A 25,659-nucleotide genomic window follows, 5' to 3' on the forward strand; every position below is an offset into this window, starting at 1 on the left:
ACTCGCGGCCTGTTCTTCGCACCCGCGCGCGGGCGAGGCTGGCCGGTGGAGAGTCATCGACAGACTGTGAGGTGGGCCGTGACCGGCACTGCTGGCCCGGCAAAGCATTCCCGGCTGGGCCGACTGACCGGTGCGGTGGTGCTGTTGGCGCCCCTGCTGCTGGTCGGCTCGGCCGCCGCCCCGCACGGGGCGGGCCAGGCCGTCGCCGCCCCGGTGGACGCGGATCCGCTCCAGGCGGGGCGTATCGCCTTCGCCGGTACCGAGCACCGCAGCCTGGGGCAGGCGAACGACGCGGACACCACCGATCCGCTGTTCGGCGACGGGCCCGCCCACTACGACCAGGACCCCTCCGCCCGCGGTGACGTCCTGGTCTTCACCAGCCTGCGCGACAGCGCCAGGCCCCAGGTGTACGTGCGCGGCGCGGACGGATCGGTGCTCCGGCTCACCACCGACCAGGACGCCGCGCACCCCGAACTCTCCCCGGACGGCCGGACCGTGGTCTTCGACGCGGCCGAGACCGGGCCCGGCGGCACGGTCCAGCGCGACCTGTGGTCGGTCGGCGTCGACGGCTCGAACCTGCGCCGGCTCACCGACACCCCCGACAACGAGGAGTCCCCGACCTGGTCGCCGGACGGCACGAGGATCGCGTACGCCTGCGACGGCGACGCCGTACGGGGGTGGCAGATATATGAGCGGGCCGTCGACGGCGGTCCGCAGACCCGGATCAGCGACGGCCCGGCCGGTGACGCCACCGAGCCGTCCTGGAACCCGGTCGACGACGAGGCCCGCCGGGGCCTCGTCGCGTACACGCTCACCACGAATCCCGACCCGGACGTCGACGACGGCACCGAACTCCGCGCCACCCAGGGCATCGGGACCGACCGCCCGCTGCTGGCCGGGGCCCACGCCGCATGGGGCACCCGCTCGGCGTCCTGGCTGCCCGACGGCAACGACATCGTCTTCCTCAGCCCGTACCACACCTGCGGCTGCGACGACTTCGACCATGTCTACCGGGTGACCGCCTTCGAGGGCGACGAGCCGCCGGACCAACTGGTCAACGAGAACCGCGAGGTGGGGCCGCCCACCTGGTTCCCGCCCGCCGGGACCGTCATCGTGCCCCGGATCACCGCGAAGCCGGACGGGCTGCTGTCGGCGGCCCACATCGTGACGCTCCAGGACGTCCGGCAGGACGGCTCCGACCCCCGCGATCTGCACCTCACCCTCCTCAAGGAGGACCCGGCGGCCCGCACGAACGAGGACCCCGCCGAGGACCCGCTGTTCAACCCGGGCGACGGCTACGACCCGTGGACCGAGCGGCAGAACTACACGCCCGACGGCCGGCGCATCGTCGTCACCCGCTTCGAGGACTCCGACGCTGGGCGGATCGAGCGGATCTGGCTGGCCGACGCCGACGGGACGAACGAGGCGGTGCTGCCGCTTGCCGGGCGCGGCCCGAACGACTGGGACACCGACCCCACCTTCTCGCCCGACGGCACCAAGCTGGCGTTCACCCGCACCTCGCCCGGCGGCACCGGGGAGGCGGCCGGACCGGGCCGGATCCTCATCGCCGACGTCGCCACCGGCGCGATCCTCGACGAGGTCCGGCCGCCCGAGGGCCAGCAGGCGGGCGGCGACGCCCAGCCGACCTGGTCCTCCGACGGCGTCAACCTCGCCTTCACCCGTAACCAGGTCATCAACGGCAACGGCGGCAACAAGCACATCTGGGTCGTGCCCGTGGCCGACCTCGGCCAGCAGCGGGACCTGAGCGCCACCATCTGCCCCGGCGACTGCGAGGTCATCGACGACAGCCCGGCGTTCTCGCCGGACGGTCTGAAGGTGGCCTTCAACCGCAAGGACGGCGGCGGCCGGGTCAACGAGCAGGCCGGCGTCCTCATCAAGCCGCTGCGCGGCGGCGGCTGCCGGGTCGTGCTTCCCTCCGTCCAGAAGGACAACCCCGCCGGCTGCGACCTGCCGATCCCCGACACCACCGCGACCGGCCCCTTCCAGCCCCGGGACGTGGCCTGGTCGCCCGACGGCGCCAAGCTGCTGTTCACCTCGCGCCGGGAGCTCGCACCGAACTCCATGGAGCGGCTCTCCGTACTCGACATCGCCTCCGGCGACCTGGCCCCCGTCGACAACACGCACGCCGGACGGCAGAAGGAGCCCGCCTTCCAGCAGTCGGTCGACCTGGCGCTGACCGCACCGCCCACCGCCCCCGCGGTGGAGGTCGGCTCGTCCACCGAGGTGACGATCACCGTCACCAACCGGGGCCCCTCGCCCTCGCCCGGCACCACGCTCACCGTCGACGCCCCGCCCGGCGTACGGCTGGAGGAGCTGACCACCGACGCCGGGACCTGCGCCGCCGGAACGCCCCAGTGCGACCTCGGCATCGTCCCGCCCGGCACCGATGTGACCGTCACCGCCCGGCTGACCGGGGTGACCATCGGCGACCAGCGGATCAACTGGTCCGTCACCGGGGCCGTCCTCGACCCCAACCCCACGGACAACGCCACCGGAACGATCGTCCCCGTCGAGGACGTGCCGCCGCCGACCCCGAGCCCCACGCCCACGACGCCCGCCCCGACCCCGACGACCCCCGACCCCACGCCCACCCCGACGACCCCCACCCCGCCGCCGACGACCACACCGCCTCCGCCGCCGGCCCCCGCGCCCCCGCCGCCCGCGCCCGAGGCCGGGCCCGGCGTCACCGTGCGGGCCCAGCCCAGCCCCGGTTACGTCGGCGGCAAGGTCGTCGTCACCTACACCGTGCGCAACGGCAGGAACGCGCTCGCCACCGGACTCCGGCTGAAGCTCGGACTGCCCGCGAACATCCCCGCCGGACCGTCCCCCGCGGGCTGCACCGGCGGCACCTGCACGCTTCCCGACCTCGCACCGGGCGCGTCCACCGTGGTCAGCGTCGTCCTCTCGCCCGACAAGGCGCTCCGTACGACGATCACCGCGTCGCTCACCACCACGGGCACCGACGCCAACCTCCGCGACAACGTCTCCCGGATCCCGCTGCGCATCCTCCAGCCCCGCATCATCGCGGTGCCCAAGGTCGGCAAGCCCGGCTTCGTCACCTCCGTACGCGGCAAGGACTTCCCGCCCGGCGCGCCCGTCACCCTGAGCTGGAAGCCCGGGATCACCGCGGCGGCCGCCCCGACCCGGCCGCTGGGCGACGGCACGTTCATCGCCCAGCTCCTCATCCTGGCCAAGGACGAGACCGGGCCGCGCGACATCACCGCGAAGGGCCCCGGGTTCAGCCCCGTGAAGACGGACTTCCTCGTGGTGCTCGGCACCATCACCCCGCCCGACGAGGTGATCCGCCGATGATCCACGAGGTCGACGAGGGGCTGCGGCTGCTGCTGGCCGAGGCCGGTCTGGAGGACAGCGGCGTCGAGCTGGTCTTCGACGCCCCGACGAAGGACTGGTCCGCCCGCCGCAACGCCCCGACCGTCAGCGTCTTCCTGCACGGCATCCGCGAGGACGCGGGCAGGCGGCGCACCGGCACGGCCGAGGTGCACGACGGGGAGGGCGTGGTCACCGGCTGGCGGACCCCGCCGCGCTGGTTCGAGCTGACCTATCTGGTCACCGCCTGGACCAACCGCCCGCAGGACGAACACCGGCTGCTCTCCGAGGTGTTGCGCACCCTCGTCCGCTCCGATGTGCTGCCCGCCCGGCTGCACACCGGCAGCCTCGCCGAACTCGGCCTGACCGTGGAGCTGGAGGCGGCCGGTCCCGGCGCCGGCGGGCCGTCCGCATCGGACGTCTGGTCCGCGCTCGGCGGCGAGCTGAAGGCCGCGATCGACCTGCGGGTCGTCGCACCGCTGGCCGGTGAACGCACCCCCGCGGGCCCGCCGGTCACCGAAGGACTCGTGATGAAGGCCGCACCGCACCTGAACGACGACGGCGACGACGGCGACCCCGGCCGCCGGCTGCGCTACGACGGGGCGTCCGACCCCGGCGCGGCCGGCTTCGCCGCACCTCGCGAACGACAACTGCCGCCCGGCCGACGCAGGCGGGGGAACGCAGCACGATGACCCTGGCACCACAACAGGCGTACGAACAGAGCCCCTTGGTCGAGGTCGGGGAGCTCTGGGAGCGGCTCGGCCGGATCGAGCTGCGAGTCCGGGAAGCCGTCGCGGCCCGCCGGTCCGTCGACCCGGACCCCGACGACCCCTACCGGGGGCAGTACCTCACCCCCGAGGCCGCGGCCCGGATCCTGGAGACCCGCGACGCCTTCACCCCCGTACCGCCGTACGAGGAGGGCGCCCCGGCGGACACCCCCGCCGGGAGTCGGCTCGGTCAACTGGCCGAGCGGTTCGGCCTCGTGCCGCTGGACGTCGAACTCCTGCTGGTGGCCCTGGCCCCGGACATCGACCCCCGGTTCGAGCGGCTGTACGGCTACCTCAACGACGACCTCACCCGGCGCCGGACCACCCTCGGCCTGGCCCTGGAACTCTGCGGGCTGCCCGCCGCGGGCTCCGGACGCTTCCGGTTCTCGCCCGCCGCCCCGCTCGTCGCGGGCGGTCTGCTGGAGATCGCCGAACCCGAACGGCCGCTGCTCTCCAGGCTGTTGCGCGTACCGGACCGGGTCACCGCGCATCTCCTGGGCGACGACGAGACCGACGGCCGGCTGCGCGGGCTCGTCCGGGAGGCGGCACCACCGCCGGAACCGGACGAGCGGCCCGAGGTCCCCCGGATCGCGGCCGCCCTCGGCACCGGCAGCGGTCTGGTGCACCTCCTCGACCGGGGCGGCGACCCGCGCGGCCTCGCGGTCGAGGCACTGCACGCCGCCGGCCGGCGCCCGCTGGTCGTCGACATCGCGGCGCTCGCCACCGCTACCGAACCAGCCCCGCTCGTAAGGGCGTTGGCGACCGAGGCCCGCCTCGGCCGGGCCGGGGTGATCCTCGGCCCGCTCGAAGCGCTCGCCCCCGAACGCCCCGAGGGCGCCCGGGTGCTCGGCTCGCTCTGCGCGGCGCTCGACACCACACCCCTGATCGCGTACGGCAAGAAGAACTGGGACCCGCTGTGGACGGCGGAGAGCCCGGTGCCCGTCACCGTCCTGCCGCCCGGACCCGACGGCGCGGCCCGGCAGTGGCGGCGCGCACTCGCCGAGGCGGGCCGGTCCGTCGGCCTGTCCGCCGCGCACGCGACCGCCGACGACGCCCTGATCGAGGCGGCCGCCGCCTACCGGCTCGACTCCGGCCAGCTGCGCAGGGCCGCCACCGTCGCGTCCCGGCTCGCCGTCCTCGGGCCCCGGCCGGTGACCCCGGAGGACCTGCGCACGGCGGTCCGCGCCCAGAACGGCGCGGGGCTGGAACGGCTCGCCCGCCGCATCGAACCCGCGGTCGGCTGGGACGACCTGGTGCTGCCCCCGCCGACCCGCACCCAGCTCTCCGAACTCGCCCTGCGCGCCCGCCACCGCGAGACGGTGCTCGGGCAGTGGCGGATGCGGCCGGGCGGCGGCCGGGGCCGGGGCGTCATCGCCCTGTTCGCCGGGGAGTCCGGCACCGGCAAGACCATGTCCGCCGAGGTGATCGCCGCCGAACTGGGCATGGAGCTCTACGTCGTGGACCTCTCCACGGTGGTGGACAAGTACATCGGCGAGACCGAGAAGAACCTGGAGCGGATCTTCGTCGAGGCGTCCGACGTCAACGGCATCCTGCTGTTCGACGAGGCCGACGCGATCTTCGGCAAGCGGTCCCAGGTCAAGGATGCCCACGACAAGCACGCCAACGTGGAGTCGGCCTACCTCCTCCAGCGCATGGAGTCCTTCGACGGCATCGCCGTGCTCACCACCAATCTGCGGGCCAACCTCGACGAGGCGTTCACCCGCCGCCTCGATGTGATCGCCGAGTTCCCGATGCCCGACGCCGAACAGCGCCTGGCCCTGTGGGACCGCTGCCTGGGTCCGGCGATCCCGCGCGACCCCGCGCTCGACCTGGAGTTCTGCGCGAACCGCTTCGAGCTGGCCGGCGGCTCGATCCGGGCCTGCGCGGTGACCGCCGCCTACCTCGCGGCCGAGTCGGGAACCCCGCTGGACATGGACCAGCTCGTCACGGCGGTGCTCCAGGAGTACCGCAAGCTGGGGCGGCTGGTGCTGGAGAGCGAGTTCGGCCCGTGGCTGGCGAAGGAGCGGGCGCGCGCCGGACGGTAGCCGAGGGGAAGCGGACCGGCGTCGGTCAAGGCCGCCGGCGTCATGCCGTACGACCCCGCGGTGCGCGTCGGATGGACCCCGGCCGGTTACACGATGACCTTCCCGGAGATCCCCGGCAACGAGTTCGCCGGCGTCATCGACCGCAAGCGAGCCCAACCACGCGTACCTGCGGTCCCTCGGCGCCGTCCCGGTGGCGTACGGGGAAGGCGTCGTCGACCGGGTGCGGGCCGCGGCGCCCCAGGGCGTGGACGCCGCCCTCGACCTGGCCGGCGAGGAGGCCCTGCGCGCCTCGGTCGAGCTGGTGGCGGACCGGAAGCGGATCGGCACCATGGTCGCCCACCACCTCCACGAGGAGCTCGGTGTCCAGGTGGTGCGCGGCGGGCGCACCGCGGAGCGGCTCGCGGGCATGGTGGAGCGCTACGACCGCGGCGATCTCACGGTCCACCTGCGCCAGGTCCACCCGCTGGACCGGGCGGCCGACGCGCACCGTGACGTCGAGAGCGGCCACGGCCGGGGGAAGGCCGTCATCTCCATCGGCTGAGCTCACGCGGCGCGCCCGGGCCGCCTTTCGCGACTTGACCTCAAGTCCGGTTGAGGTGGCCCAATGGGCACCGGCTACAGGCCCATGGCCGACCGACCGGAGGAGAGCACGATGACGACCGAACACACCGACCGCGACCGCAGGCCGGTCCGGCCGGAACCGCTGGAGAAGGCCGGGGACGCACTCGCCGCCTCCCACGCCGCGATCCCGCTCGACGGGCGGCGGATCGACCTCATCGGCATCCCGGTGATCTCCGTCAACGGCGGCAACGGCCGGTTCGGGCCCTTACTGAGCGCGGTTCCGGCCGGAGAGCTGAAGGTCGTCGGCGATCGCACGGAGCCGCAGTCGCGGCTGGTGTTCTGACCATCATGGCGCGCAGCGAGAAGGGACGTACCAGCCATGACTGAGGCAGTCGCGGTGGACGAGGAACCGCAGTACCCCGAGCTGAGCCGGCGGACCGTCACCCTGGTGGTGACCGGGCTGCTGCTCGCGGTCTTCATGTCCGCGCTCGACGGCATGATCATGGCGACCGCGATGCGGACGGTCGCCGACAGCCTGCACGGACAGACCCTGCAGGCCTGGGCCACCACCGGCTATCTGATCACCGCGACCATTTCGCTGCCGCTCTACGGAAAGCTCTCCGACATCTTCGGCCGCAAGCGGCTGTACATGGTCGCCATCGCGCTCTTCCTGCTGGGGTCGTTGCTCTGCGCGACATCCCAGTCGATGTACGAACTCGCCCTGTACCGAGGCATCCAGGGTCTGGGCGGCGGCGGACTGGCGTCGGTCGCCCTGGCCGTGCTGGCCGACATGCTGCCGCCGGAACAGCGGGTGCGCTACCAGGCGAACTTCGGCGCGGTCTACGGCGTCGCGAGCGTCCTGGGCCCGGCCGTGGGCGGGCTCTTCGCCGGCCTGGACAGCTTCCTGGGCATCGAGGGATGGCGTTGGATCTTCCTCATCAACCTGCCGATCGGCCTGATCACCCTGGTCGTCGTCGGCAGGCTGTTCACCCTGAAGAGCGTCCGGGGCCCCCAGCGCGTCGACTACTGGGGCGCCGCCTCGCTGGTCGTCGCACTGGTGCCGTTGCTGCTGGTCGCCGAACAGGGCAAGGAATGGGGCTGGGCCTCGCCGCTCTCGCTGACGCTGTTCGCGCTGGGCGCGGCCGGTGCGGTCTGGTTCCTGCTCGTGGAGCGCAGGATGGGCGACGAGGCGCTGATGCCGCCCCGGCTCTTCAGGAACAGCGCCTTCACACGGGTGAACGTGGTGAACTTCATCGGAGGCATCGGCGCCTTCACCTCCATGACGTTCCTGCCGCTCTACCTCCAGATCGTGCAGGGCCTCCCGCCCACCACCGCGGGCCTGCTTCTGCTGCCGCAGTCGCTCGCGACCACCGTGGGAGCCAAGTTCGCCGGGCCCGTCGTCGCCAGGACCGAGCGCTACAAGTTCATGCTGGCCGGCGGGCTGACCATGCTCAGCGTCACCTATCTGGTCCTCAGCACGGTCGGCGTGGACACCTCGCTCTGGATCATGGGCGCCCTGGCCGTCGCGATGGGCCTGGGGCTCGGCGTCTTCATGCAGACGGTCCTCACGGCCCTGCAGAACAGCGTGCCCCGCAAGGACATGGGCGTCGCCAGCGGGCTGTACAGCTTCTCGCGGCAGCTCGGCGCCATCTCCGGCACGGCGGTCTTCCTCTCGGTCATGTTCGGCATCGCCGCGGGCCGGATCATCGACTCCTTCGCCTCGGTACGGAACTCGCCCGAGCTGCGGTCCGCGATCAACGACCCGGCCGTGCGGTCCAGCGCCGCCGACCAGAAGGTCCTCGACGGGCTGCTCGACGGCACCGAGGGCATCGACCTCGACAACACGTCGGTGCTCGGCACACTCGACCCCAGAGTCGCGCGCCCGATCCTGGAGGGCATGGGGAGCAGCATCAACACCGTCTTCCTCGCCCTGGGGGCTCTCGGTCTCCTCGCGGCGCTCGTGTCGCTCACCATCAAGGAGAAGAAGGGGCCGAAGGAGCCGGACGAGGAGAGCCACGAGGCGGACGAGAGGATCGCGGCCGGGGAGTGACCGCGTAGTCCGTCAGAACGCCACCGCGTCGCGGATCAGCGGGCAGGTCATGCAGTGCCCGCCGCCCCGGCCCCGCCCCAGCTCCGCGCCGACGATCGTGATGACCTCCACCCCGGCCCGCCGCAGCAGGGCGTTCGTCTGGGTGTTCCGGTCGTAGGTGAAGACGACCCCCGGCTCCAGGGCCACCGCGTTGTTGCCGCTGTCCCACTGCTGGCGCTCCGAGGCGTAGACGTCGCCGCCCGTCTCGATCACCCGCAGCTGGGGCAGGCCCAGCGCGCGGGCCACGACCTCGGTGAACGGGGTCGATCCTTCGTCGGTGATCGCGATCCCGGGTGCCCGGTCCGAGGGGCGCAGCGAGAACGTGTGGACGTCGTCCATGATGCGCGGGTACAGCGTGACGATGTCCCGGTCCGCGAAGGTGAACACCGTGTCGAGGTGCATCGCCGAGCGCAGCTTCGGCATTCCTGCGACGATGACGTGCTCGGCCGCCCCCTGCGCGAACAGCGCCGCCGCGACCTGGGTGATCGCCTGGCGGGAGGTCCGTTCGCTCATGCCCATGAGGACCACGCCGTTGCCGACCGGCATGATGTCCCCGCCCTCGAACGTCGCCCGGCCCCAGTCCTTCTCGGGGTCGCCCCACCAGACCGTGGAGCCCCGGAAGTCGGGGTGGAAGGTGTAGACGGCCTTCATCAGCAGGGTCTCGTCGTGCCGGGCGGGCCAGTACAGCGGGTTGAGCGTCACCCCGCCGTAGAGCCAGCAGGTGGTGTCCCGGGTGTAGAGGGTGTTGGGCAGCGGCGGCATCAGGTACTCCCGCGCCCCCGTGCCCTCCCGGGCCAGACCCACGTACGCGGAGCGGAACTCTTCCGGAAGGTCGGCGATGGCCAGACCGCCGATGAGGTGGTCGGCCAGCCGGCGCGGTGTCAGGGAGTCGAGGAAGGCGCGGGTGTCGTCGACCAGGCCGAGGCCCACCTCGTTCGCGTCGATCTTCCGGTCGAGCAGCCAGGACCTGGCCTCCGGGATCGCCATGGTGGCGGCCAGCAGCGCGTGCAGTTCGACGACCTCCACCCCCCGCTCGGTGAGCTGGGCGACGAAGTCGGCGTGGTCCCGCTGGGCGTTCTCCACCCACATCACGTCGTCGAACAGCAGGTCGTCGGAGTTGGTCGGGGTCAGCCGGCGGTGGGCCATGCCGGGGGCGCAGACCAGGACCTTGCGCAGCCGCCCCACTTCGGAGTGGACGCCGAGGGCGGAGGCGGGGGCGGTGGATGTCACGGTGGGCCTTTCACTCGGTGGGGGAGACGGGGCGGTGAGGTGCGGGCGCTCAGAGTTCGATCCAGCCGGCGGCCAGGGCCGCGATCCCGGCCGCCGCGCCGATGACCGAAACCGCGCAGATGACCGCCTCGCCGGGCGAGAAGATCCTGCGCCGCTGCTCCCTGCGGGACTTGACGAAGAGGAAGGTCGCCGGGGCGTAGAGGATGAGCGAGACGAGGACGAACTTCGGCCCGGCCGCGTACAGCAGGAACGCGGTGTAGAGCGTCGCCACGACGGCGACGGCCGACTCGCGCCGGGTGGAGCGCCCCACCGCACCCCAGCGCCCCGGCCGGGCCGCGACCTTCACCGCGAAGCCGGCGGCCAGCAGGAACGGGATCAGGCTCAGCGCGCTGGTCAGATCGAGGGCGAAGGTGAACGCGTCGTCGGAGAAGAGCGTCACGACGAGCACGATCTGGCTCAGACACGTCGTCAGGAGCAGCGCGTTCTCGGGTACGTCGGCCGCGGTCGACTGCCCGAGGAAGCGCGGCATGTCCTTGTCCTTGGCGGCGACGAAGAGGACCTCGGCGGCCATTAGGGTCCAGGCCAGATAGGCCCCGAGCACGGAGACGATGAGGCCGACGCTGATGAAGACCTTCCCCCATGTCCCGACGGCCGACTCCAGCACCTCGGCCATGGAGGGCTGCCGCAGCTCGGCGATCTCGGCCATCGGCAGCAGCCCGTAACTGACGATCGTGACGGAGGCGAAGACGGCGAAGACGCTCAGGAAGCCCAGGACGGTGGCCCGGCCGACGTCCTCGCGGCGCTTTGCGTGCCGCGAGTACACGCTGGCCCCCTCGACGCCGAGGAAGACGAAGACGGTCGCGAGCATGGTGCCCCGGACCTGGTCGAAGAGGGTGCCGGCCTCGGCGGTCCCGCTGAAGTTGTCGGCGAAGACGGAGGGTTCGAAAAAGAAGAGCGCCTGGAAGACGAAGGCGAGCATCAGCATGCCCGTCCCGGCGACCGCCCAGGCGATCAGGGCCCCCGCGACCCCGGTCTCCTGCGCGAACCGCCGCGGCAGCGAGAAGACTCCGGCCCCGACCATCGAACCGACCACCATCGCGGTCAGGGTCGGGAGCGTCAGTTCGGCGGCCGGTCGCGGCGGGGCCTCGGCATGGCTCATGGTTTCCCTCGTCGATGCGGTCATCGGCCAACCAGGGAAAGCTAGCAACATGTCGGGCGTTTTGTCTGAAAATGGGGAGGTGTGGCCGGGGGTCGCTCGCCTGGTCACGCGAGCGGCCCCCGGCCGGCTCCTTGAGGGTTGTGCCCCCGTCGGTGCCTCGTCGGCGCCTAGTTGGTGTTGAGCGTCAGCCCGTAGTAGCGGAGGGCGTCGTCGAGCGGCTGGAAGTAGGAGGAGCCGCGCGAGTTGACCCCGCCGGTGCACTTCTGGTTGGTCGGGCCGCCGGAGGTCATGCCCTGGGCCTGGTTTCCGGAGATGTACGCGCCACCGCTGTCGCCGCCCTCCACGCAGACGCTGGAGGTGGCGAGGCCGCTGACGACCGTGTCGGGGCCGCCGTTGAGGTCGACGTAGGTGACGGTGTTGTTGTACGAGCCGATCGTGCCGCAGGTCCAGCCGGTGGTGGCGCCGGACTTGCAGACCGCGGCGCCGGACGAGGCGCGGGTACCGCCCCGGACGGCGACCGGGTCGGTGTTGCCCCAGGTGCCGACGCTGGTGGTGATGGAGTGACCGGAGTTGATGGTCAGGATGCCCATGTCGACGCTTCGGGTGCCGAGCGCGTAGCGGGTCTTGTAGCCCTGGGCGAACGCCGCACCGTCGTAGCGCAGGGTGTTCGTGACGCAGTGCCCGGCGGTGACCAGGTACTGCTTGCCGGCGCTGTCACGGGCGCCGTAGCCGACGGAGCACCACTGGGTGGTGTTGTTGAACGTCATCTTGCTGCCGGGGTAGATGGCGGCCTTGGCCTCCAGTTTTTCCTGGCCCCGCACGATCCGGACGGCGGAGCCGTGCTCGGCGGCCTTGGCGAGGAAGGCCCTGGCGGCGGCTCCCCGCTCGTTGTTGACCTTCACGGTCACCTGGTCGGCGGGCAGGTCCACGGACCAGGCGACCACACCGGAGGGAGTCTTCCCGGCGGCGAGGCGGTCCAGCTCGGCCTTGATTCTGTCGAGCGCGGCCTGGCCCCTGGCCGGCACGCGGGCATCCAGGCCGGCCTTCTCGATCCGGGCCGCCTCGGCCCGGTCGTCGGCGTTGACGGTCAGTCGGCCCGAGGCGTCGAAGAACGCCCCGTCGCCGGATATGCCCTGCTTCTGGAGGCCGGCGAGCTTGGCCTGCTGGGCGTCCTGCCGGTCCAGCCGGTCGACCGCCGCCCGCTCGCTCACACCGAGCGAAGCGGCCAACGCCCGGACCATCTCGGGCTGGTAGCGGGGAGTGGCCGTTCCGTCCTGCGCCTGGGCCATGCTCTGGGTTCCCAGAACCGTGGCGGCCGAGAGCAGGACGCCCGCGGCGGCAATGCTGTACTTACGTGTGTTGCGCACGCTGATTCCTTCCGGATGACAGCCAGAGACCCGTATGGGGGGTGAAGCGCCGGGCCCTGTCCGACGGCGAGTTCAGAACTCGCCGCGAGCCGAACTATTGAGGCCCGGCGTCCGGCGGGATACCCGGATCGACGCATTCACGGATACGCAGATAATGCGAGGGGATCCGCACCGGCTCCGGGGTTCAGAGCCGGCGGAGTTCCCACAGCCGCCAGATCGCGTCCTCGGCCAGGAGATGTCCGCCCAGGACGGTGGAACGCGTCACCACTTGGCGCTGTTTGTGCCAGACGGGAATCAGGGGAGCGTCCTTCGCGATCGTGTCCTGGACCGCCCGGAACCGCTGCATGGCCTTGCTGCGGTCGGTGAACCGCTGGGTGTCCCTGATGGCATGGTCGACCTCGGCCGACGTATAGCCGTTGCCCAGGACGTTGCCGGTTCCCACCAGCGGCTGGACAAAGGTGTCCGCGTCCGGGAAATCAGGTATCCACTGGTAGAGATGGACGTCGAACTCACCCTTCAGACTGCGCTTCTGATACGTGGTGAAGTCACGCTCCTCGACCAGCTCCACCCGGAACAGGCCGTCCTTCTCCCACTGCTCCTTCAGTTCGCGTGCCTCGACGGCGGCGATACCGGTCTGGTGGCCGAGTCTGATGCGCACCGGAGTGGTGACGCCGGCGGACCGCAGGCGCTCGGCCGCGTACGCGGGATCCGCCTCCGGGTAGCGGTCGAAGAACGCCGTGCTGTGTCCGACGACGCCCTGCGGGACGAGTGAGTACAGCGGCGTCACCGTGTGCTCGAACACCTCGCTCGCCAGATGCCCGCGGTCGACGAGCGCGGCCAGGGCTCTGCGGGTCGCGGGCTGCCCCAACGGCCTTTGCGGGGAGCGCATGTTGAGCACGAGGTAGTGCGCCTCGGCGCTGTCCCCCGCGGAGAGCCGTACGTCCGTGTCACCGGGGTCGATCCCGGCGAGGGTGGCGGCCGGAAGTCCCGCGTAGGCGATGTCGACCGTTCGGGCGTTCCAGGCCTCCTCGACGTTCTGCGATGTCTCGAAGTAATGGACTTCGACCGCGACTCCCCGCTTGGTCACGGCGCCTCGGTAACCGGCGTTCGGTTTCAGCGTGATGGACTTTCCCGCCGTGTAGGACGCGATGACATAGGGCCCCGACCCCGAAGCGCTCTTCTCCTCCCGCAGCCGGTGCGACGGGAATTCCGCCGGGTCGACGATGGACCCGGCGCCCGTGGCTATTTTCGACGGCCAGGTGGCATCCGCGGTCGCGAGATGGAAGGTCACCAGCGAACCCTTGGCGTCCACGGAGAGTAGGTTCGCGAACAGCGGTCCCGGACCCAGCGGATCGCGGATCCGCAGAATGCGTTCGAAGGACCGCTCCACCGCCGTCGCGGTGAGGGGATTCCCGTTGGAGAACGTGATGCCGTCACGGAGCTCGCACCGATAGGTGGTGAGTGCGGCGGAGGTGAACGCGCAGGACTCGGCCGCGTCGGGCTTCGGGGTGGGCGACCCCGGCTCGAAGGTGAGCAGGTTCTGATAGATGTTCGTGAAGACCGCCCAGGAGCCGGCGTCGTACACCCCGGCGGGGTCCAGTCCCGCCAGAACACTGGACGTCCCGATGGTGATCGGCTTTTCGTCCGCGGTCTCGGCCGGAGATAACTGGCAGCCACTGGCGAACAGCAGTGCGAAGGATCCTGCCACGATTCCGGGGCGGATGAATTTCATGGAGGTGCTCATGGGTCCCTTGGTCATGGGCATGGGCATGGGCATGGGCATGGCGATGGTGCGTCGGTGGGTGGAACCTAGTGACCGAGCGTGCGCATTTTTATCCGTAGGCGGGAATCACGGATACGGCGTTGTGCGCCCCGGCCCGCCCGCTCCGGTACGGGGCGCGCCGGGCCGGAGGCGGTGGACACGCCGCCCGCCCGCCGTCGCGGGGCTCCGGTCGCCCGGATGTACGGCGAGCGCGGCCGGGACCACCCGTGGGACGCCGGGGTACGTACCGGACGCGCACGAGATACGTATAGGTGATCGGGTCATTCCGGATATTGAGGACCGGACGCACCTCGTACGTTGGGAGAACCTGCCAGTGGTGGATCCGGCGCGGGGAAACAGGCCCGTCGGCGAGCATCCGTCGCAGCCCGCGCCGGAAGGGCAGGAAACCGCGACACCGAGGAGATGGCGTCATGGGCGAGCTCTACTTCCAGGTCAATGTCCCCACCCGGAACGCTCTGCAGCCCGAGCGGTGCGGCCTGCACGTCTTCACCGGGTGCGCGGAGACCGAGTCGGAGGCCCTGCGCATCGCACGCGAGGCGTGCGACGCGGCGGTCGCCGCACAGAAGGCGGGCTTCGCCATCCCGCGCCGGCGTCCGGACGGCTGGGGAGCGCGCGGGGTGCGGTCCGGCTGGGTGTTCGACTGGACGGCCGCGACCGTGGCCGTATGGGAGCACGACCGGAGCCTCTGGGCAGGCAGGTCCCAGCTGCCCCTGGGGTCTCGTCAGAGCCGGTGAGCGAGATCGCGGCGGGAGAGCGCGCCGGTCTTCCGCATGGCACCGGCGATGTGCTGCTCCACGGTCCGCGGGGAGAGATGCAGCGTCGCGGCGATCTCCCGGTTGGTCAGGCCGGAGGACGCGAGCTGCGCGACCTCCGCCTCCCGGGGGGACAGCTGGTCGGAGTGCGACGGGCGTCCGGGCGGGCGGCCCTTCTTGGCCGGCTGCCGGGTGCGCAGCAGGGCTCTGGCCCGCGTCGCGTCCCAGACCGCGCCCAGGTCGGTGAAGTGCTGGGCACAGGACTCCAGTTCGGCGATCGCGGACGCGGTGGAGGAGCCGTCGCCGACCGGGCCGGCCGAACCGCCCGCCGCTGACGCTCCGGCGCCGTCGGTCTCCGCGCCGCCCTCCGCATCGCCTTCGGTCGCTCCCGTACCGCCCGCCCCGTCGGTACCGCCCGCCGCGTCCGCCGCGAGCACACAGCGTCCGGCGCACTCCGTGGTCAGCGCCTGGCTGTAGGGGCGGGGCAGCTCCGCGTAGGCCGCCGCCGCCTTCCGGTACGACTCCGCGGCCGTCAGCAGACCACTCGGATTCCCCCGGGCCAGCGCCTCGCTCTCGGCGAGGACGGCCCGGCTCCAGACCAGCGCGGCCCTGGCCGCGGGCGCGTCCGCCGCCCCGAGACCCCGGGCGAAGTCGCGGACCATGGCGTGTGCGCCGGTCGTGTCGCCCGCGCGCGCCAGCGCCTCCACGGCCCACGGCGCGAGTTCCGCGGCCCAGGGCCACACCCCCTTCTCGGCCACCACCGTCCACGCGGCCCGCGCCTGTTCCGCCGCGTCCGCCACCTCCTGGCGGGCCAGCGTGAGCCGGATCACCGCGCCGGCCGCGGTCGCGCCCAGGGGCACCGGCAGATTCTCCGTCCCGAAGGTCCCCCGTTGGGACAGCCAGGACCGGGCCTCCCCCCAGTCCCCCTGGGCGACGGCCAGCAGGCCGCGTACGACGTAGGCGTCGGAGGCGAGGAACGGCATGTCCGCGGTGTCGGCGATGAATTCCTCGCACCTCCGTGCCAGGCCCAGCCACTGGCCGGTCCACCACTCCTGGAGCAGCCGGGTCCCCGAGGCGCTGTGCTCCGTGTACGGTGCGCCGCTGCGGGCGGCCAGCTCACGCCCCTCGGCCAGCAGCCGGTCCACGCGCCGGTAGAAGCCGAGCCAGACGGCGGAGTCCGCGGCGTTGCACAGACCGCGCGCCGCCTGCCGGACGCACGCGGGGTCCGTGCTCTGCACGGGCAGCCGCTCCACCAGGTCCCACGCCTCGGGATCGGCCCAACTCATTGCGAGCCCCACATGGTTGGCGAGGACGGCGGTGCGCATGGCCTCGTCCCCGCTGTCGTCCGCCGCGGCCACGGCCTTGATCAGCCACCCCCGGTGGACGTCGAGGGAGGCGCCCGGCCAGTACGGGGTGACCAGGGCCGCCATGGCGCGGGCCGCCAGCACGGACCGCACCTCGCGCAGTTCGGCGGCGGCGATCTCCAGCACCCGCCAGCCGTCGGCGAACCGGCCCATCTGGTTGGAGAGCATCAGCCCCAGGTCGAGTCGCAGCTCACCGCGTACGGCCGGGGGAAGGTCCGCGTCCTGCACGATCTGCGCGAGCACCTCCACGGTCTGGTCCGAGCGCAGCCCGGTCACCGCGTTACGGGCCAGCAGCGGCGCCAGCCGGGCCCGGGCCTGCGGCGGGATGCCGGGGGCGGCGAGCGTCCGCTCCAGGAGGGCGATCGCCTCCTGGTGCCGGCCGGACGCCGCCGCCGACCCGGCCGCCTTCTCCACCGCCCTGAGCCACCGGCGGTCGTCACCGGCCGCCCGGTGGTGCTCGCTCACGGCCGCCCAGGCCACCGGCTGCCTGCGGCTGAGCACACCGGCCGCCCGCCGGTGCAGATCCTGCCGTACGGGCCCGGGCACGGTGTCCCGTACGGCGGCGGCCGCCAGCGGGACGGCGAAGCCGTAGCGCCCCTCGCCCAGCTCCGCCAGGGCCGCGCTCTCCAGGGCCCGCAGCAGCGCGTCGCTCCCGGGTGCGGCCCCGAGCCCCGACACCGCGATCAGCTCGTCCCGGGCGGCGGGCCCGTCCAGCACGGCGGCCGCCCAGACCAGCGGCCGGTGCGCCGAGGGCAACGCGTACGTCCGGCTGAGCACCAGCTCCGCCAGGCGGGTGGGCACCCCGGCCGCGGCCACCTCGGCGGCCGTGCCGGTGAAGGCCGGCCGCTGTTCCCGCAGCATGGCCAGCAGATCGACGACCACCCGGGGAACCCCACCGGTGCGCTCGTGCAGCGTGCCCACGGCCTCGGCCGTACAGCCGCTCTCGCCCAGGACCTCCGCGGCCGCCTGCCGGACGCGTTCCTCGTCCCAGGGCGCCGGCCGGTGCGTCAGCACCGTCAGCCGGAAGGGATAGGCCATCGCCGAACCGCCCAGCGGCAGGCCGGGAACGGGGAGCTCCTCGGGCCGATAGGTCACCGCGGCCGCCGAGCCCGGCTCCAGCCCGGCCAGCACCCGGCGCAGCCGCCGCAGCTCGTCCTCGTCCGCCCGGTGGACGTCGTCCACCAGCAGCAGGGTCGGCTCCCGCCGGAACGCGCCCTCCTCCGGCTGTCCGCCGACGGCCCCGCACCGCCACCACAGGCGGGCCACATCCGGGGTCTCGGGCAGGCCGGCCAGCTCTCGCAGCAGATGACTCTTGCCCAGCCCGGCGGCGCCCTCGACGTACAACAGCACGGGACCGGCGTCCGGGTCGGCGAAAGCGCGGGCGAGCGACCGCAGGGCAGAACCACTCGTCGCGATCACGTCGCCACCCTCGCTCTCCGTCGTCCCGTGGCCCGGACCCACCACAGTGCGCCCAGGCCCATTCTGGGCGAACGACAACGGACGCACCTCTTCACGGACGGTCGCCCGCGGTCACGGTCCGCGCACGGGGAGGATGCCGGTGCCGGGCGTACGGAAGGCCCTTCGGCGGAACGGCGCGCAGCGGAGCACGCCCGGCCGACTGCCACACACAGGGCGCAGTGCCCTTCCGGCTGGGACCCCGAAGGACGACGCGCGCAGGTTCCCTCCGTAAGCCCGGTCACCGCGGCCCGAAGCTATGCCACGGCCGCGCCCCCCGATATCCGAGGAGGCGGATTCACGGATACCCGATCAATGCTCGGCACTCGACGTACAGGCTCAGCACTCGATGATGTTCACCGCGAGCCCGCCCCGCGCCGTCTCCTTGTACTTCACGCTCATGTCCGCCCCGGTCTCCTTCATGGTCTTGATGACCTTGTCGAGGGAGACCTTGTGGCTGCCGTCGCCCCGCAGCGCCATCCGCGCCGCGGTGACCGCCTTCACCGCCGCCATGCCGTTGCGCTCGATGCAGGGGATCTGGACGAGCCCGCCGACCGGGTCGCAGGTCAGGCCCAGGTTGTGCTCCATGCCGATCTCGGCGGCGTTCTCCACCTGCTCGGGGGAGCCGCCGAGCACCTCGGCCAGGGCGCCGGCCGCCATCGAGCAGGCCGAGCCGACCTCGCCCTGGCAGCCGACCTCGGCGCCGGAGATCGAGGCGTTCTCCTTGAACAGCATGCCGATCGCGCCGGCCGCGAGGAGGAAGCGCACGACGCTGTCCTCCTTCTCGGTCTCGGTGCAGCCGCCCGCCGCGAAGTTCATGTAGTAGTGCAGAACGGCGGGGATGATGCCCGCGGCGCCGTTGGTGGGGGCCGTGACGACGCGGCCGCCCGCCGCGTTCTCCTCGTTGACCGCCATCGCGTAGAGGGTGATCCACTCCATCGCGTGGGCCTGCGGGTCGCCCTCGGCGCGCAGCTGGCGGGCCGAGTTCGCGGCGCGGCGGCGGACCTTGAGGCCGCCGGGGAGGATGCCCTCGCGCGACATGCCGCGCGAGACGCAGGCCTGCATGACCCGCCAGATGTCCAGCAGCCCGGCGCGGATCTCCGCCTCGGTGCGCCAGGCCAGCTCGTTCTCCAGCATCATCGAGGAGATGGACAGGCCGGTCTCGCGGGACAGGCGCAGCAGCTCGTCGCCGGTGCGGAAGGGGTGCCGCAGGACGGTGTCGTCCGGGACGATCGGGTTCTCGCCGGCCACCGCGTCCTCGTCGACGACGAAGCCGCCGCCGACCGAGTAGTACGTCTTCTCCAGGACCGGGGCGCCCTCGGTGTCGTACGCGAGGATCGTCATGCCGTTGGCGTGGTACGGGAGCGCCTTGCGGCGGTGCAGGATCAGGTCGTCGTCGAAGGCGAACGGGATCTCGTGCATGCCGAGGAGGTTGATCCGGCCGGTGGAGCGGATCTCGTCGACCCGGCCGTCGGCCGTCTCCACGTCCACGGTCTGGGGCGACTCGCCCTCCAGGCCGAGCAGGACCGCCTTGGGCGTGCCGTGCCCGTGTCCGGTCGCGCCGAGGGAGCCGTACAGCTCGGCCCGTATCGACGCGGTGTGCGCGAGCAGGCCCTCGTTCTTCAGGCGGCGCGCGAACATCCGGGCGGCGCGCATCGGGCCCACCGTGTGGGAGCTGGACGGGCCGATGCCGACCGAGAAGAGGTCGAAGACCGAGATGGCCACGGGAGTACTCCTTGGGGTTGGAAGACGCCGTTGTCTGCCTGGGTGGTGCGGGACAAGCGGGGCAAGCGGAACAAGAAGGATCGGCGGGGACACGGATCGGGGCACCGCGCTCACTCTGTTCAGTGTGCGCGGTGCCCCGCCCGAACGTGCAGAACCGCAGGCCAGGTGTTACTTCAGGCCGGGGTACAGCGGGAACTTCTCGGCCAGCGCGACCACGCGGGCCTTGAGGTCGTCCGCGTCGTAGGACGGCTTGAGGGCGGACGCGATGATCTCCGCGACCTCGGTGAAGTCCTCGGCGCCGAAGCCGCGGGTGGCCAGCGCCGGGGTGCCGATCCGCAGGCCCGAGGTGACCATCGGGGGACGCGGGTCGTTCGGGATGGCGTTCCGGTTGACCGTGATGCCCAGCTCGTGGAGCCGGTCCTCGGCCTGCTGGCCGTCCAGCTCGGAGTTGCGCAGGTCGACCAGGACCAGGTGCACGTCGGTGCCGCCGGAGAGGACGGAGACGCCCACCTCGGTGACGTCCGGCTGGACCAGGCGCTCGGCCAGGATGCGGGCGCCGTCCAGGGTGCGCTGCTGGCGCTCCTTGAACTCCTCGCCCGCCGCGATCTTGAACGAGACCGCCTTGGCCGCGATCACGTGCTCCAGCGGGCCGCCCTGCTGACCCGGGAAGACCGCCGAGTTGATCTTCTTGGCGAGCTCCTGGGTGGAGAGGATCACACCGCCGCGCGGACCGCCGAGGGTCTTGTGCGTGGTGGTGGTGACGACATGGGCGTGCGGCACCGGGTTGGGGTGCAGACCGGCCGCGACCAGGCCCGCGAAGTGCGCCATGTCGACCATCAGATACGCGCCGACCTCGTCCGCGATCCGGCGGAAGGCGGCGAAGTCCAGCTGGCGCGGGTAGGCGGACCAGCCGGCCACGATCAGCTTCGGCTGGGACTCCTTGGCGAGGCGCTCGACCTCCTCCATGTCCACGACACCGGTCTCGTCGACGTGGTACGGGACCACGTTGTAGAGCTTGCCGGAGAAGTTGATCTTCATGCCGTGGGTCAGGTGACCGCCGTGGGCCAGGTTCAGGCCCATGATCGTGTCGCCCGGCTTCAGCAGCGCGAACATCGCGGCGGCGTTCGCCTGCGCACCGGAGTGCGGCTGGACGTTCGCGGCCTCGGCGCCGAACAGGGCCTTGATCCGGTCGATCGCGATCTGCTCGACGACGTCGACGTGCTCACAGCCGCCGTAGTAGCGGCGGCCGGGGTAGCCCTCGGCGTACTTGTTGGTGAGGACGGAGCCCTGCGCCTCCATGACGGCGACCGGAGCGAAGTTCTCCGAGGCGATCATTTCGAGGGTGGACTGCTGACGGTGGAGCTCGGCGTCGACGGCGGCGGCGACGTCCGGGTCCAGCTCGTGGAGGGAGGAGTTCAGAAGCGACATCAGGGGGTCCCTTAAGGTCTCAGTTGCCGGAGAACGCGGTGTACTCGTCGGCGGAGAGCAGATCGGCCGGCTCCTCCGCGACGCGCACCTTGAACAGCCAGCCGCCCTCGAAGGGAGCGGAGTTCACCAGCGAGGGGTCGTCCACGACGTCCTGGTTGGCCGCCGTCACCTCACCGGTCACCGGCGAGTACAGATCGCTGACGGACTTGGTCGACTCCAGCTCGCCGCAGGTCTCACCCGCGGTCACCGTGTCACCGACCTCCGGGAGCTGGGCGTAGACGACGTCACCGAGCGCGTTGGCCGCGTACTCCGTGATGCCGATCGTGGCCACGCCGTCCTCGACGGCCGACAGCCACTCGTGCTCCTTGCTGTACCGCAGCTGCTGGGGGTTGCTCATGACCTGAATTCTCCTGTACGCGGGGGAGTGCTGATGAACGGTGGTCTTACGGTGTGAGACGGAGGTACGTCACTTCTGTGACGCCTGCGTGCGGTGAGAAGGCCCGGAAACTACTGGTTCTTCCGGGATATCACTTCTGGCGCTTGTAGAACGGCAGCGCGACGACCTCGTACGGCTCGTGCGTGCCCCGGATGTCCACGCCCACGCCCTCGGTGCCCGGGGCGGCGAAGGCCGCGTCCACGTAGGCCATGGCGATCGGCTTGCCCAGGGTCGGGGACGGGGCGCCGGAGGTGACCTCGCCGATCACCTTGCCGTCGGCCACGACCGGGAAGCCCGCGCGCGGGACCCGGCGGCCCTCGGCGACCAGGCCGACCAGCTTGCGCGGCGGGGCGGTCTCGGCGCGCTCGGCGGCGGCCTTCAGCGCCTCGCGGCCGACGAAGTCGCCCTCCTTCTCGAACTTCACGACCCGGCCGAGGCCCGCGTCGAACGGGGTCAGCGCGGTCGTCAGCTCGTGCCCGTACAGCGGCATGCCCGCCTCCAGGCGCAGCGTGTCCCGGCAGGAGAGGCCGCACGGGATCAGGCCGTGCGGCGCGCCGGCCTCGGTCAGCGCCCGCCACAGCTGCTCGGCGTGCTCGGGCGCGACGAACAGCTCGAAGCCGTCCTCGCCGGTGTAGCCGGTACGGGCGATGAGCGCCGGAACCCCGGCGACCGTGCCCGGCAGGCCCGCGTAGTACTTCAGCCCGTCCAGGTCGGCGTCGGTGACGGCCTTCATGATGGCGGGCGACTCCGGGCCCTGGACCGCGAGCAGCGCGTACGCGTCCCGGTCGTCGCGCACCTGGGCGTCGAAGCCGCCGACGCGCTCGGTCAGCGCGTCCAGCACGATCTGGGCGTTGCCCGCGTTGGCGACGACCATGTATTCCGTCTCGCCCAGGCGGTAGACGATCAGGTCGTCCACGATCCCGCCGTCCTCCTGGACGATCATCGTGTAGCGGGCCCGGCCGTTGCCGACGGTGGCGATGTTGCCCACCAGCGCGTAGCTCAGGAAGGCCGCGGCCTCGGGACCGGTGACGGTGATCTCGCCCATGTGCGACAGGTCGAAGAGCCCGGCGCGGGTGCGTACGGCGTTGTGCTCGTCGCGCTCACTGGCGTACCGCAGCGGCATGTCCCAGCCCGCGAAGTCGGTCATGGTGGCGCCGAGCGAGCGGTGCAGCGCGTCGAGGGCGGTAAGACGGGGGGCAGTGCTCATGGATACGGCTCCAGGGCATGACGACGTCAGGACGGAAAATCCTCCCCATCTGTCATCGGAACCTGAGAGGTTCGCCGATAGCCCCTGACGGGGTATGCCCCTGGGGGCGCCCCTGTTCACAGGGCTCGGCTTGCACCTTGGGTGGAGCCGCAGGGCGGCTCGCTTTTCAGATCTGCCTCATCCACGCGGTACGGGGCCTGAGAGATTCAAGGGAGGATCTTGCTCCTTCGGCGCCCGGCTCACACTGTGGCCGGAACTCTCCCGCGCGGATTCGAACGGCCGGTATGCAGTTGGCGGGGTCATCATCGCACGCATCGGGGGAGAGTGGGGGGCCCGGTCCCCACCCGGGGGAAGACGGCGAGGTCGGTTGTGCCGTATTGCCTTTTCTTTACACTTCAGGAGCAGGCGTGGGTGACCCGACGGCAGGGGGATGGGCGATGACGTTGCAGCGGTCGGTACCGACCGCGGGGGTCGCGCACGACGCGATGCCCGCACAACCCGGCGCACCCGTAAGAGAGCAGCTCACACGGGGTGCGCCGGTGGTACGTGACCTGCGCGGGCGTGCCCGCTGCGCCCCGTACTGCCTCGATTTCACCGCCGGTGACGTCGTGGTCGTCTCCGGGCTCCCCGGCAGCGGGAAGTCGACCCTCATCCGGCGGGCCGTGCGCGGCCGCGCCATCGACTCCCAGAACACCCGCGACAGCTGGGCCGCGGCCCTGCCCCGCTTACTTCCCTACGCCCTCTACCGCCCCCTGGTGCGCGCCGCGCACTACCTCGGCCTCTGGAACGCCCTGCGCTCCGGCGAATCCGTCGTCGTGCACGACTGCGGCACCCAGACCTGGGTACGCCGCTGGCTCGCCCGGCACGCGGTGAGCCGGGGCCACGCCCTTCATCTGATCCTGCTCGACGTGACGCCCGAGGTGGCCCGGCAGGGGCAGCGCGAGCGCGGCCGCGGGGTCTCCGGCTACGCCTTCGCCCGCCACCGGAACGCGGTGGCCCGGCTGCTCCGCGACACCGAGCAGGGGCTGCTGCCCGCCGGCTGTGCCTCCGCGGTGCTGCTGGACCGGCCGGCGGCGGGGGCGCTCGGACGGATCTCCTTCACGGAGGCCGAGGTCGCCGCGAGCCGCTGAAGGTTAGGGTGCTGGCCGGAGCACGACGGCCGCCGCGCGCGGCGGCCGAGGGTCGAGAGAGGGCACAGAGGCAGTGGACATTCCGGCACCCGCACCGGCGCACCCCCAGCAGGGGTGGCCCGCCAACGAGCTCGAAGAGGTGCTGACGGCCTCGCTCGGCGTCCCGGACGCGGGCGGCCGCCTCGTCGAGGTGCTCGGCCGCAGCTCCGTCTGGGTGCCGCTGCCGAGTGGCGGCAGTCCCGCCAGCGCGGACCTCGACCTGCCGATGATGGAGATCGACGGCGCCGCCTTCGTCCCCGTCTTCAGCTCCGAGGCCCAGTTCCTCAGCTGCGTCGGCAGCCATATGTCCTTCGCCGTCGCGCCCGCCCGCGACTTCGCCCGGGGCCTGCCCCCGCAGGTCGGCATCGCGGTGAACCCCGGCGGCGCGGTCGGCATACCGCTTCCGCCGCCCGCCGTCGCCGAGCTCTGCCGGGCCGGGCGCACCGCCCTGGACGGGCCCGCCACCGGCGGCCGGGTCAAGCTCTACGAACCGGACTGGCAGCACGACCCGGTCGACTTCCTCACCGCCGTGTCCGAGGAGTTCGAGGCCACCGGCGTGGTGAGCACCGCCCGCCGGTCGCTGGCCAGCATCGAGGGCGGCGACCCGGTCCTCTTCGTCGGCGTCGAGTTCGCCACCTGGGACGGGGCGGGCCAGAGCGCGCCCATGGACGCCATCGGCCGGGCGCTGGGCCGGGTCCAGGTGCCCTGGCCGGTCAACCTGGTCCTGCTGGACGTGGCCCAGGACCTCGTCGGCGACTGGATGCGGGAGAAAGTGCGCCCGTTCTACCGGCGCGAGGGCCACTGATCCACCGGTACGAGGCCCGACGGCGGCGACCGGACCGGGTGCCGCCGGACCGTGGCGTCAAGTCGGTGTCAGAAGTGGCGCATAAGCTGGTTTGATGGCGTGGTCGCTCCCGTGTGCCCGGGAGCGGTGGCGCGAACGCGATGGATCGACGAGGGGCGGGACCCAGGGTGAGTGCGTCAGGCACCGCGGCGGCCGGGAAGGTCGAGCACATGCTGCGCCAGGTGACCCCCGGGCGTTACGACACCTACGAGGCGCTGCTCGCCGCGGTCGCCGAGGGCCGGATCTGGATGCTGCTCTGGCACGGCACGGCGGGCTCGCCGGACGCCCAGTACGGCAACATGGAGATCGAGGGCCTGGGGTACGCGCCCTGCGTCACCTCCGCCCAGGAGCTCTCCGCCAGTGGCTGGAACCGTTCCCACGAGCTGGTCACCGGACGCGATATCGCCCGCGCCCTCTTCCCCGACCGCTGGGGCATCTGGCTCAACCCGCACGCCCCGGGCGGCGGCGTCGGCATCCCCTGGCTCGACCTGCGGCGCATCGCCACCGGCCTGGACCGGCTGCCCGCCGGACCGCTCCGGCTCTCCGAACCCGCCATCGAGCTCCCGCAGTTCTACGCCCTGCTCACCCAGAACGCCCACCGCACCCCCGCGATCCGCTCGCTGCGCCGCGCCTGGGTGCACCCGGCGGTCGGCGTGCCGTATCTCGCGATCGGCCTGGACCTCTACGACACCGGCCGCGCCGCCGTCGAATCGGTGCGCGAGATGATGCGGCAGTCGGTCGCGGCGGTCCCCGACGGGCTGCCCGTCTCCACCGTCGCCCTGTCCGACGAGTACGACCCGGTCGGCATGTGGCTGCGCGCGAACGCCCGCCCCTTCTACGACCGCGAGGCCCACGCCCCCGCCGGCCCGCCGCCCCTCGCCGCCCCCGGATACGGCTACCCGCCCCAGCCCCGCTGAGCCCCGGAGCCGC

19 protein-coding genes and 1 riboswitch are annotated in these 25,659 nt (G+C 72.2%); of the genes, 10 read left to right on the forward strand and 9 right to left on the reverse strand.

Features of this window, described 5'->3' with window-relative positions:
- The first annotated feature begins 78 nt into the window (after positions 1–78).
- From ACSMXR_RS26775 to ACSMXR_RS26800, 6 genes are all read left to right on the forward strand, one after another.
- Positions 79–3,333, forward strand: coding sequence for a hypothetical protein (locus tag ACSMXR_RS26775; protein WP_473170088.1), 3,255 nt, complete (start codon positions 79–81; stop codon positions 3,331–3,333).
- A complete protein-coding gene (locus ACSMXR_RS26780; RefSeq protein ID WP_218524680.1) occupies positions 3,330–4,040 on the forward strand; it encodes a Pvc16 family protein in 711 nt (236 codons plus the stop codon). Before ACSMXR_RS26775 ends, ACSMXR_RS26780 begins: the two co-directional genes overlap by 4 nt.
- Positions 4,037–6,160: an ATP-binding protein gene (locus tag ACSMXR_RS26785; protein WP_473170089.1), complete on the forward strand. Its 2,124-nt coding sequence runs from the start codon at positions 4,037–4,039 to the stop codon at positions 6,158–6,160. Before ACSMXR_RS26780 ends, ACSMXR_RS26785 begins: the two co-directional genes overlap by 4 nt.
- Before the next feature lie 190 nt (positions 6,161–6,350).
- Positions 6,351–6,701: a zinc-binding dehydrogenase gene (locus ACSMXR_RS26790; protein ID WP_473170090.1), complete on the forward strand. Its 351-nt coding sequence runs from the start codon at positions 6,351–6,353 to the stop codon at positions 6,699–6,701.
- 111 nt (positions 6,702–6,812) lie between these two features.
- The gene (locus ACSMXR_RS26795) at positions 6,813–7,064 is read left to right on the forward strand and encodes a hypothetical protein (protein ID WP_473170091.1); all 252 of its coding nucleotides are present in this window, start codon (positions 6,813–6,815) and stop codon (positions 7,062–7,064) included.
- Between the two features lie 36 nt (positions 7,065–7,100).
- Positions 7,101–8,771 carry an MDR family MFS transporter gene (locus ACSMXR_RS26800; protein WP_473170092.1) on the forward strand — a complete coding sequence of 557 codons (1,671 nt, stop codon included), beginning with the start codon at positions 7,101–7,103 and terminating at the stop codon, positions 8,769–8,771.
- Positions 8,772–8,783: 12 nt separating this feature from the next.
- On the opposite strand, the gene ACSMXR_RS26805 is transcribed toward ACSMXR_RS26800, so the two are convergent.
- The 4 genes from ACSMXR_RS26805 to ACSMXR_RS26820 all read right to left on the reverse strand — a co-directional run bounded on the left by ACSMXR_RS26805 (position 8,784) and on the right by ACSMXR_RS26820 (position 14,331).
- A complete protein-coding gene (locus ACSMXR_RS26805) occupies positions 8,784–10,040 on the reverse strand; it encodes an arginine deiminase (protein ID WP_381789414.1) in 1,257 nt (418 codons plus the stop codon).
- A gap of 49 nt (positions 10,041–10,089) precedes the next feature.
- Positions 10,090–11,199 (reverse strand): amino acid permease, encoded by a 1,110-nt coding sequence (locus tag ACSMXR_RS26810; protein WP_473170093.1) that lies wholly within the window; start codon positions 11,197–11,199, stop codon positions 10,090–10,092.
- A 167-nt stretch (positions 11,200–11,366) separates the two neighbouring features.
- Positions 11,367–12,566: a S1 family peptidase gene (locus ACSMXR_RS26815; protein ID WP_473170094.1), complete on the reverse strand. Its 1,200-nt coding sequence runs from the start codon at positions 12,564–12,566 to the stop codon at positions 11,367–11,369.
- 184 nt (positions 12,567–12,750) lie between these two features.
- Positions 12,751–14,331, reverse strand: coding sequence for an ABC transporter substrate-binding protein (locus tag ACSMXR_RS26820; RefSeq protein WP_473170095.1), 1,581 nt, complete (start codon positions 14,329–14,331; stop codon positions 12,751–12,753).
- 428 nt (positions 14,332–14,759) lie between these two features.
- Here ACSMXR_RS26820 and ACSMXR_RS26825 point away from each other — a divergent pair, with 428 nt between their 5' ends.
- On the forward strand, positions 14,760–15,083 hold the full coding sequence (locus ACSMXR_RS26825; RefSeq protein WP_137234518.1) for a hypothetical protein: 324 nt from the start codon (positions 14,760–14,762) through the stop codon (positions 15,081–15,083).
- Here the strand turns inward: ACSMXR_RS26825 and ACSMXR_RS26830 are convergent.
- The 5 genes from ACSMXR_RS26830 to gcvT form a co-directional block, all read right to left on the reverse strand.
- Entirely contained in the window at positions 15,071–17,884 is a 2,814-nt protein-coding gene (locus ACSMXR_RS26830) for a helix-turn-helix transcriptional regulator (protein WP_473170096.1), read from the reverse strand. The genes ACSMXR_RS26825 and ACSMXR_RS26830 overlap by 13 nt on opposite strands.
- Before the next feature lie 375 nt (positions 17,885–18,259).
- Complete coding sequence (locus tag ACSMXR_RS26835; protein ID WP_473170097.1) at positions 18,260–19,645, reverse strand: L-serine ammonia-lyase; 1,386 nt, start codon at positions 19,643–19,645, stop codon at positions 18,260–18,262.
- Positions 19,646–19,813: 168 nt separating this feature from the next.
- Positions 19,814–21,073 carry a serine hydroxymethyltransferase gene (gene glyA, locus ACSMXR_RS26840; RefSeq protein ID WP_137234521.1) on the reverse strand — a complete coding sequence of 420 codons (1,260 nt, stop codon included), beginning with the start codon at positions 21,071–21,073 and terminating at the stop codon, positions 19,814–19,816.
- A 19-nt stretch (positions 21,074–21,092) separates the two neighbouring features.
- Positions 21,093–21,470: a glycine cleavage system protein GcvH gene (gcvH, locus tag ACSMXR_RS26845; RefSeq protein ID WP_006127740.1), complete on the reverse strand. Its 378-nt coding sequence runs from the start codon at positions 21,468–21,470 to the stop codon at positions 21,093–21,095.
- Positions 21,471–21,600: 130 nt separating this feature from the next.
- Positions 21,601–22,716, reverse strand: a complete 1,116-nt coding sequence (gene gcvT / locus ACSMXR_RS26850) for a glycine cleavage system aminomethyltransferase GcvT (protein ID WP_364885475.1) — start codon at positions 22,714–22,716, stop codon at positions 21,601–21,603.
- Between the two features lie 176 nt (positions 22,717–22,892).
- Positions 22,893–22,990, reverse strand: a riboswitch (glycine riboswitch).
- Between the two features lie 163 nt (positions 22,991–23,153).
- Here gcvT and ACSMXR_RS26855 point away from each other — a divergent pair.
- The 3 genes from ACSMXR_RS26855 to ACSMXR_RS26865 all read left to right on the forward strand — a co-directional run bounded on the left by ACSMXR_RS26855 (position 23,154) and on the right by ACSMXR_RS26865 (position 25,646).
- Entirely contained in the window at positions 23,154–23,846 is a 693-nt protein-coding gene (locus ACSMXR_RS26855; protein WP_137234523.1) for an AAA family ATPase, read from the forward strand.
- A 73-nt stretch (positions 23,847–23,919) separates the two neighbouring features.
- Complete coding sequence (locus ACSMXR_RS26860; RefSeq protein WP_359137035.1) at positions 23,920–24,690, forward strand: enhanced serine sensitivity protein SseB; 771 nt, start codon at positions 23,920–23,922, stop codon at positions 24,688–24,690.
- Positions 24,691–24,857: 167 nt separating this feature from the next.
- Complete coding sequence (locus ACSMXR_RS26865; RefSeq protein ID WP_030079031.1) at positions 24,858–25,646, forward strand: enhanced serine sensitivity protein SseB C-terminal domain-containing protein; 789 nt, start codon at positions 24,858–24,860, stop codon at positions 25,644–25,646.
- Positions 25,647–25,659 lie beyond the last annotated feature (13 nt).

The organism is Streptomyces sp. DSM 106670, assembly GCF_055792845.1.

What these genes read in the sequence shown, in the direction of transcription:
- ACSMXR_RS26780 (WP_218524680.1), top strand. Translation starts at nt 3,330, where the DNA reads ATGATCCACGAGGTCGACGAGGGGCTGCGGCTGCTGCTGGCCGAGGCC.
- ACSMXR_RS26785 (WP_473170089.1), top strand. Translation starts at nt 4,037, where the DNA reads ATGACCCTGGCACCACAACAGGCGTACGAACAGAGCCCCTTGGTCGAG.
- ACSMXR_RS26795 (WP_473170091.1), top strand. Translation starts at nt 6,813, where the DNA reads ATGACGACCGAACACACCGACCGCGACCGCAGGCCGGTCCGGCCGGAA.
- ACSMXR_RS26800 (WP_473170092.1), top strand. Translation starts at nt 7,101, where the DNA reads ATGACTGAGGCAGTCGCGGTGGACGAGGAACCGCAGTACCCCGAGCTG.
- ACSMXR_RS26810 (WP_473170093.1), bottom strand. Translation starts at nt 11,199, where the DNA reads ATGAGCCATGCCGAGGCCCCGCCGCGACCGGCCGCCGAACTGACGCTC.
- ACSMXR_RS26820 (WP_473170095.1), bottom strand. Translation starts at nt 14,331, where the DNA reads ATGCCCATGACCAAGGGACCCATGAGCACCTCCATGAAATTCATCCGC.
- ACSMXR_RS26825 (WP_137234518.1), top strand. Translation starts at nt 14,760, where the DNA reads ATGGGCGAGCTCTACTTCCAGGTCAATGTCCCCACCCGGAACGCTCTG.
- glyA (WP_137234521.1), bottom strand. Translation starts at nt 21,073, where the DNA reads ATGTCGCTTCTGAACTCCTCCCTCCACGAGCTGGACCCGGACGTCGCC.
- gcvH (WP_006127740.1), bottom strand. Translation starts at nt 21,470, where the DNA reads ATGAGCAACCCCCAGCAGCTGCGGTACAGCAAGGAGCACGAGTGGCTG.
- gcvT (WP_364885475.1), bottom strand. Translation starts at nt 22,716, where the DNA reads ATGAGCACTGCCCCCCGTCTTACCGCCCTCGACGCGCTGCACCGCTCG.
- ACSMXR_RS26855 (WP_137234523.1), top strand. Translation starts at nt 23,154, where the DNA reads ATGACGTTGCAGCGGTCGGTACCGACCGCGGGGGTCGCGCACGACGCG.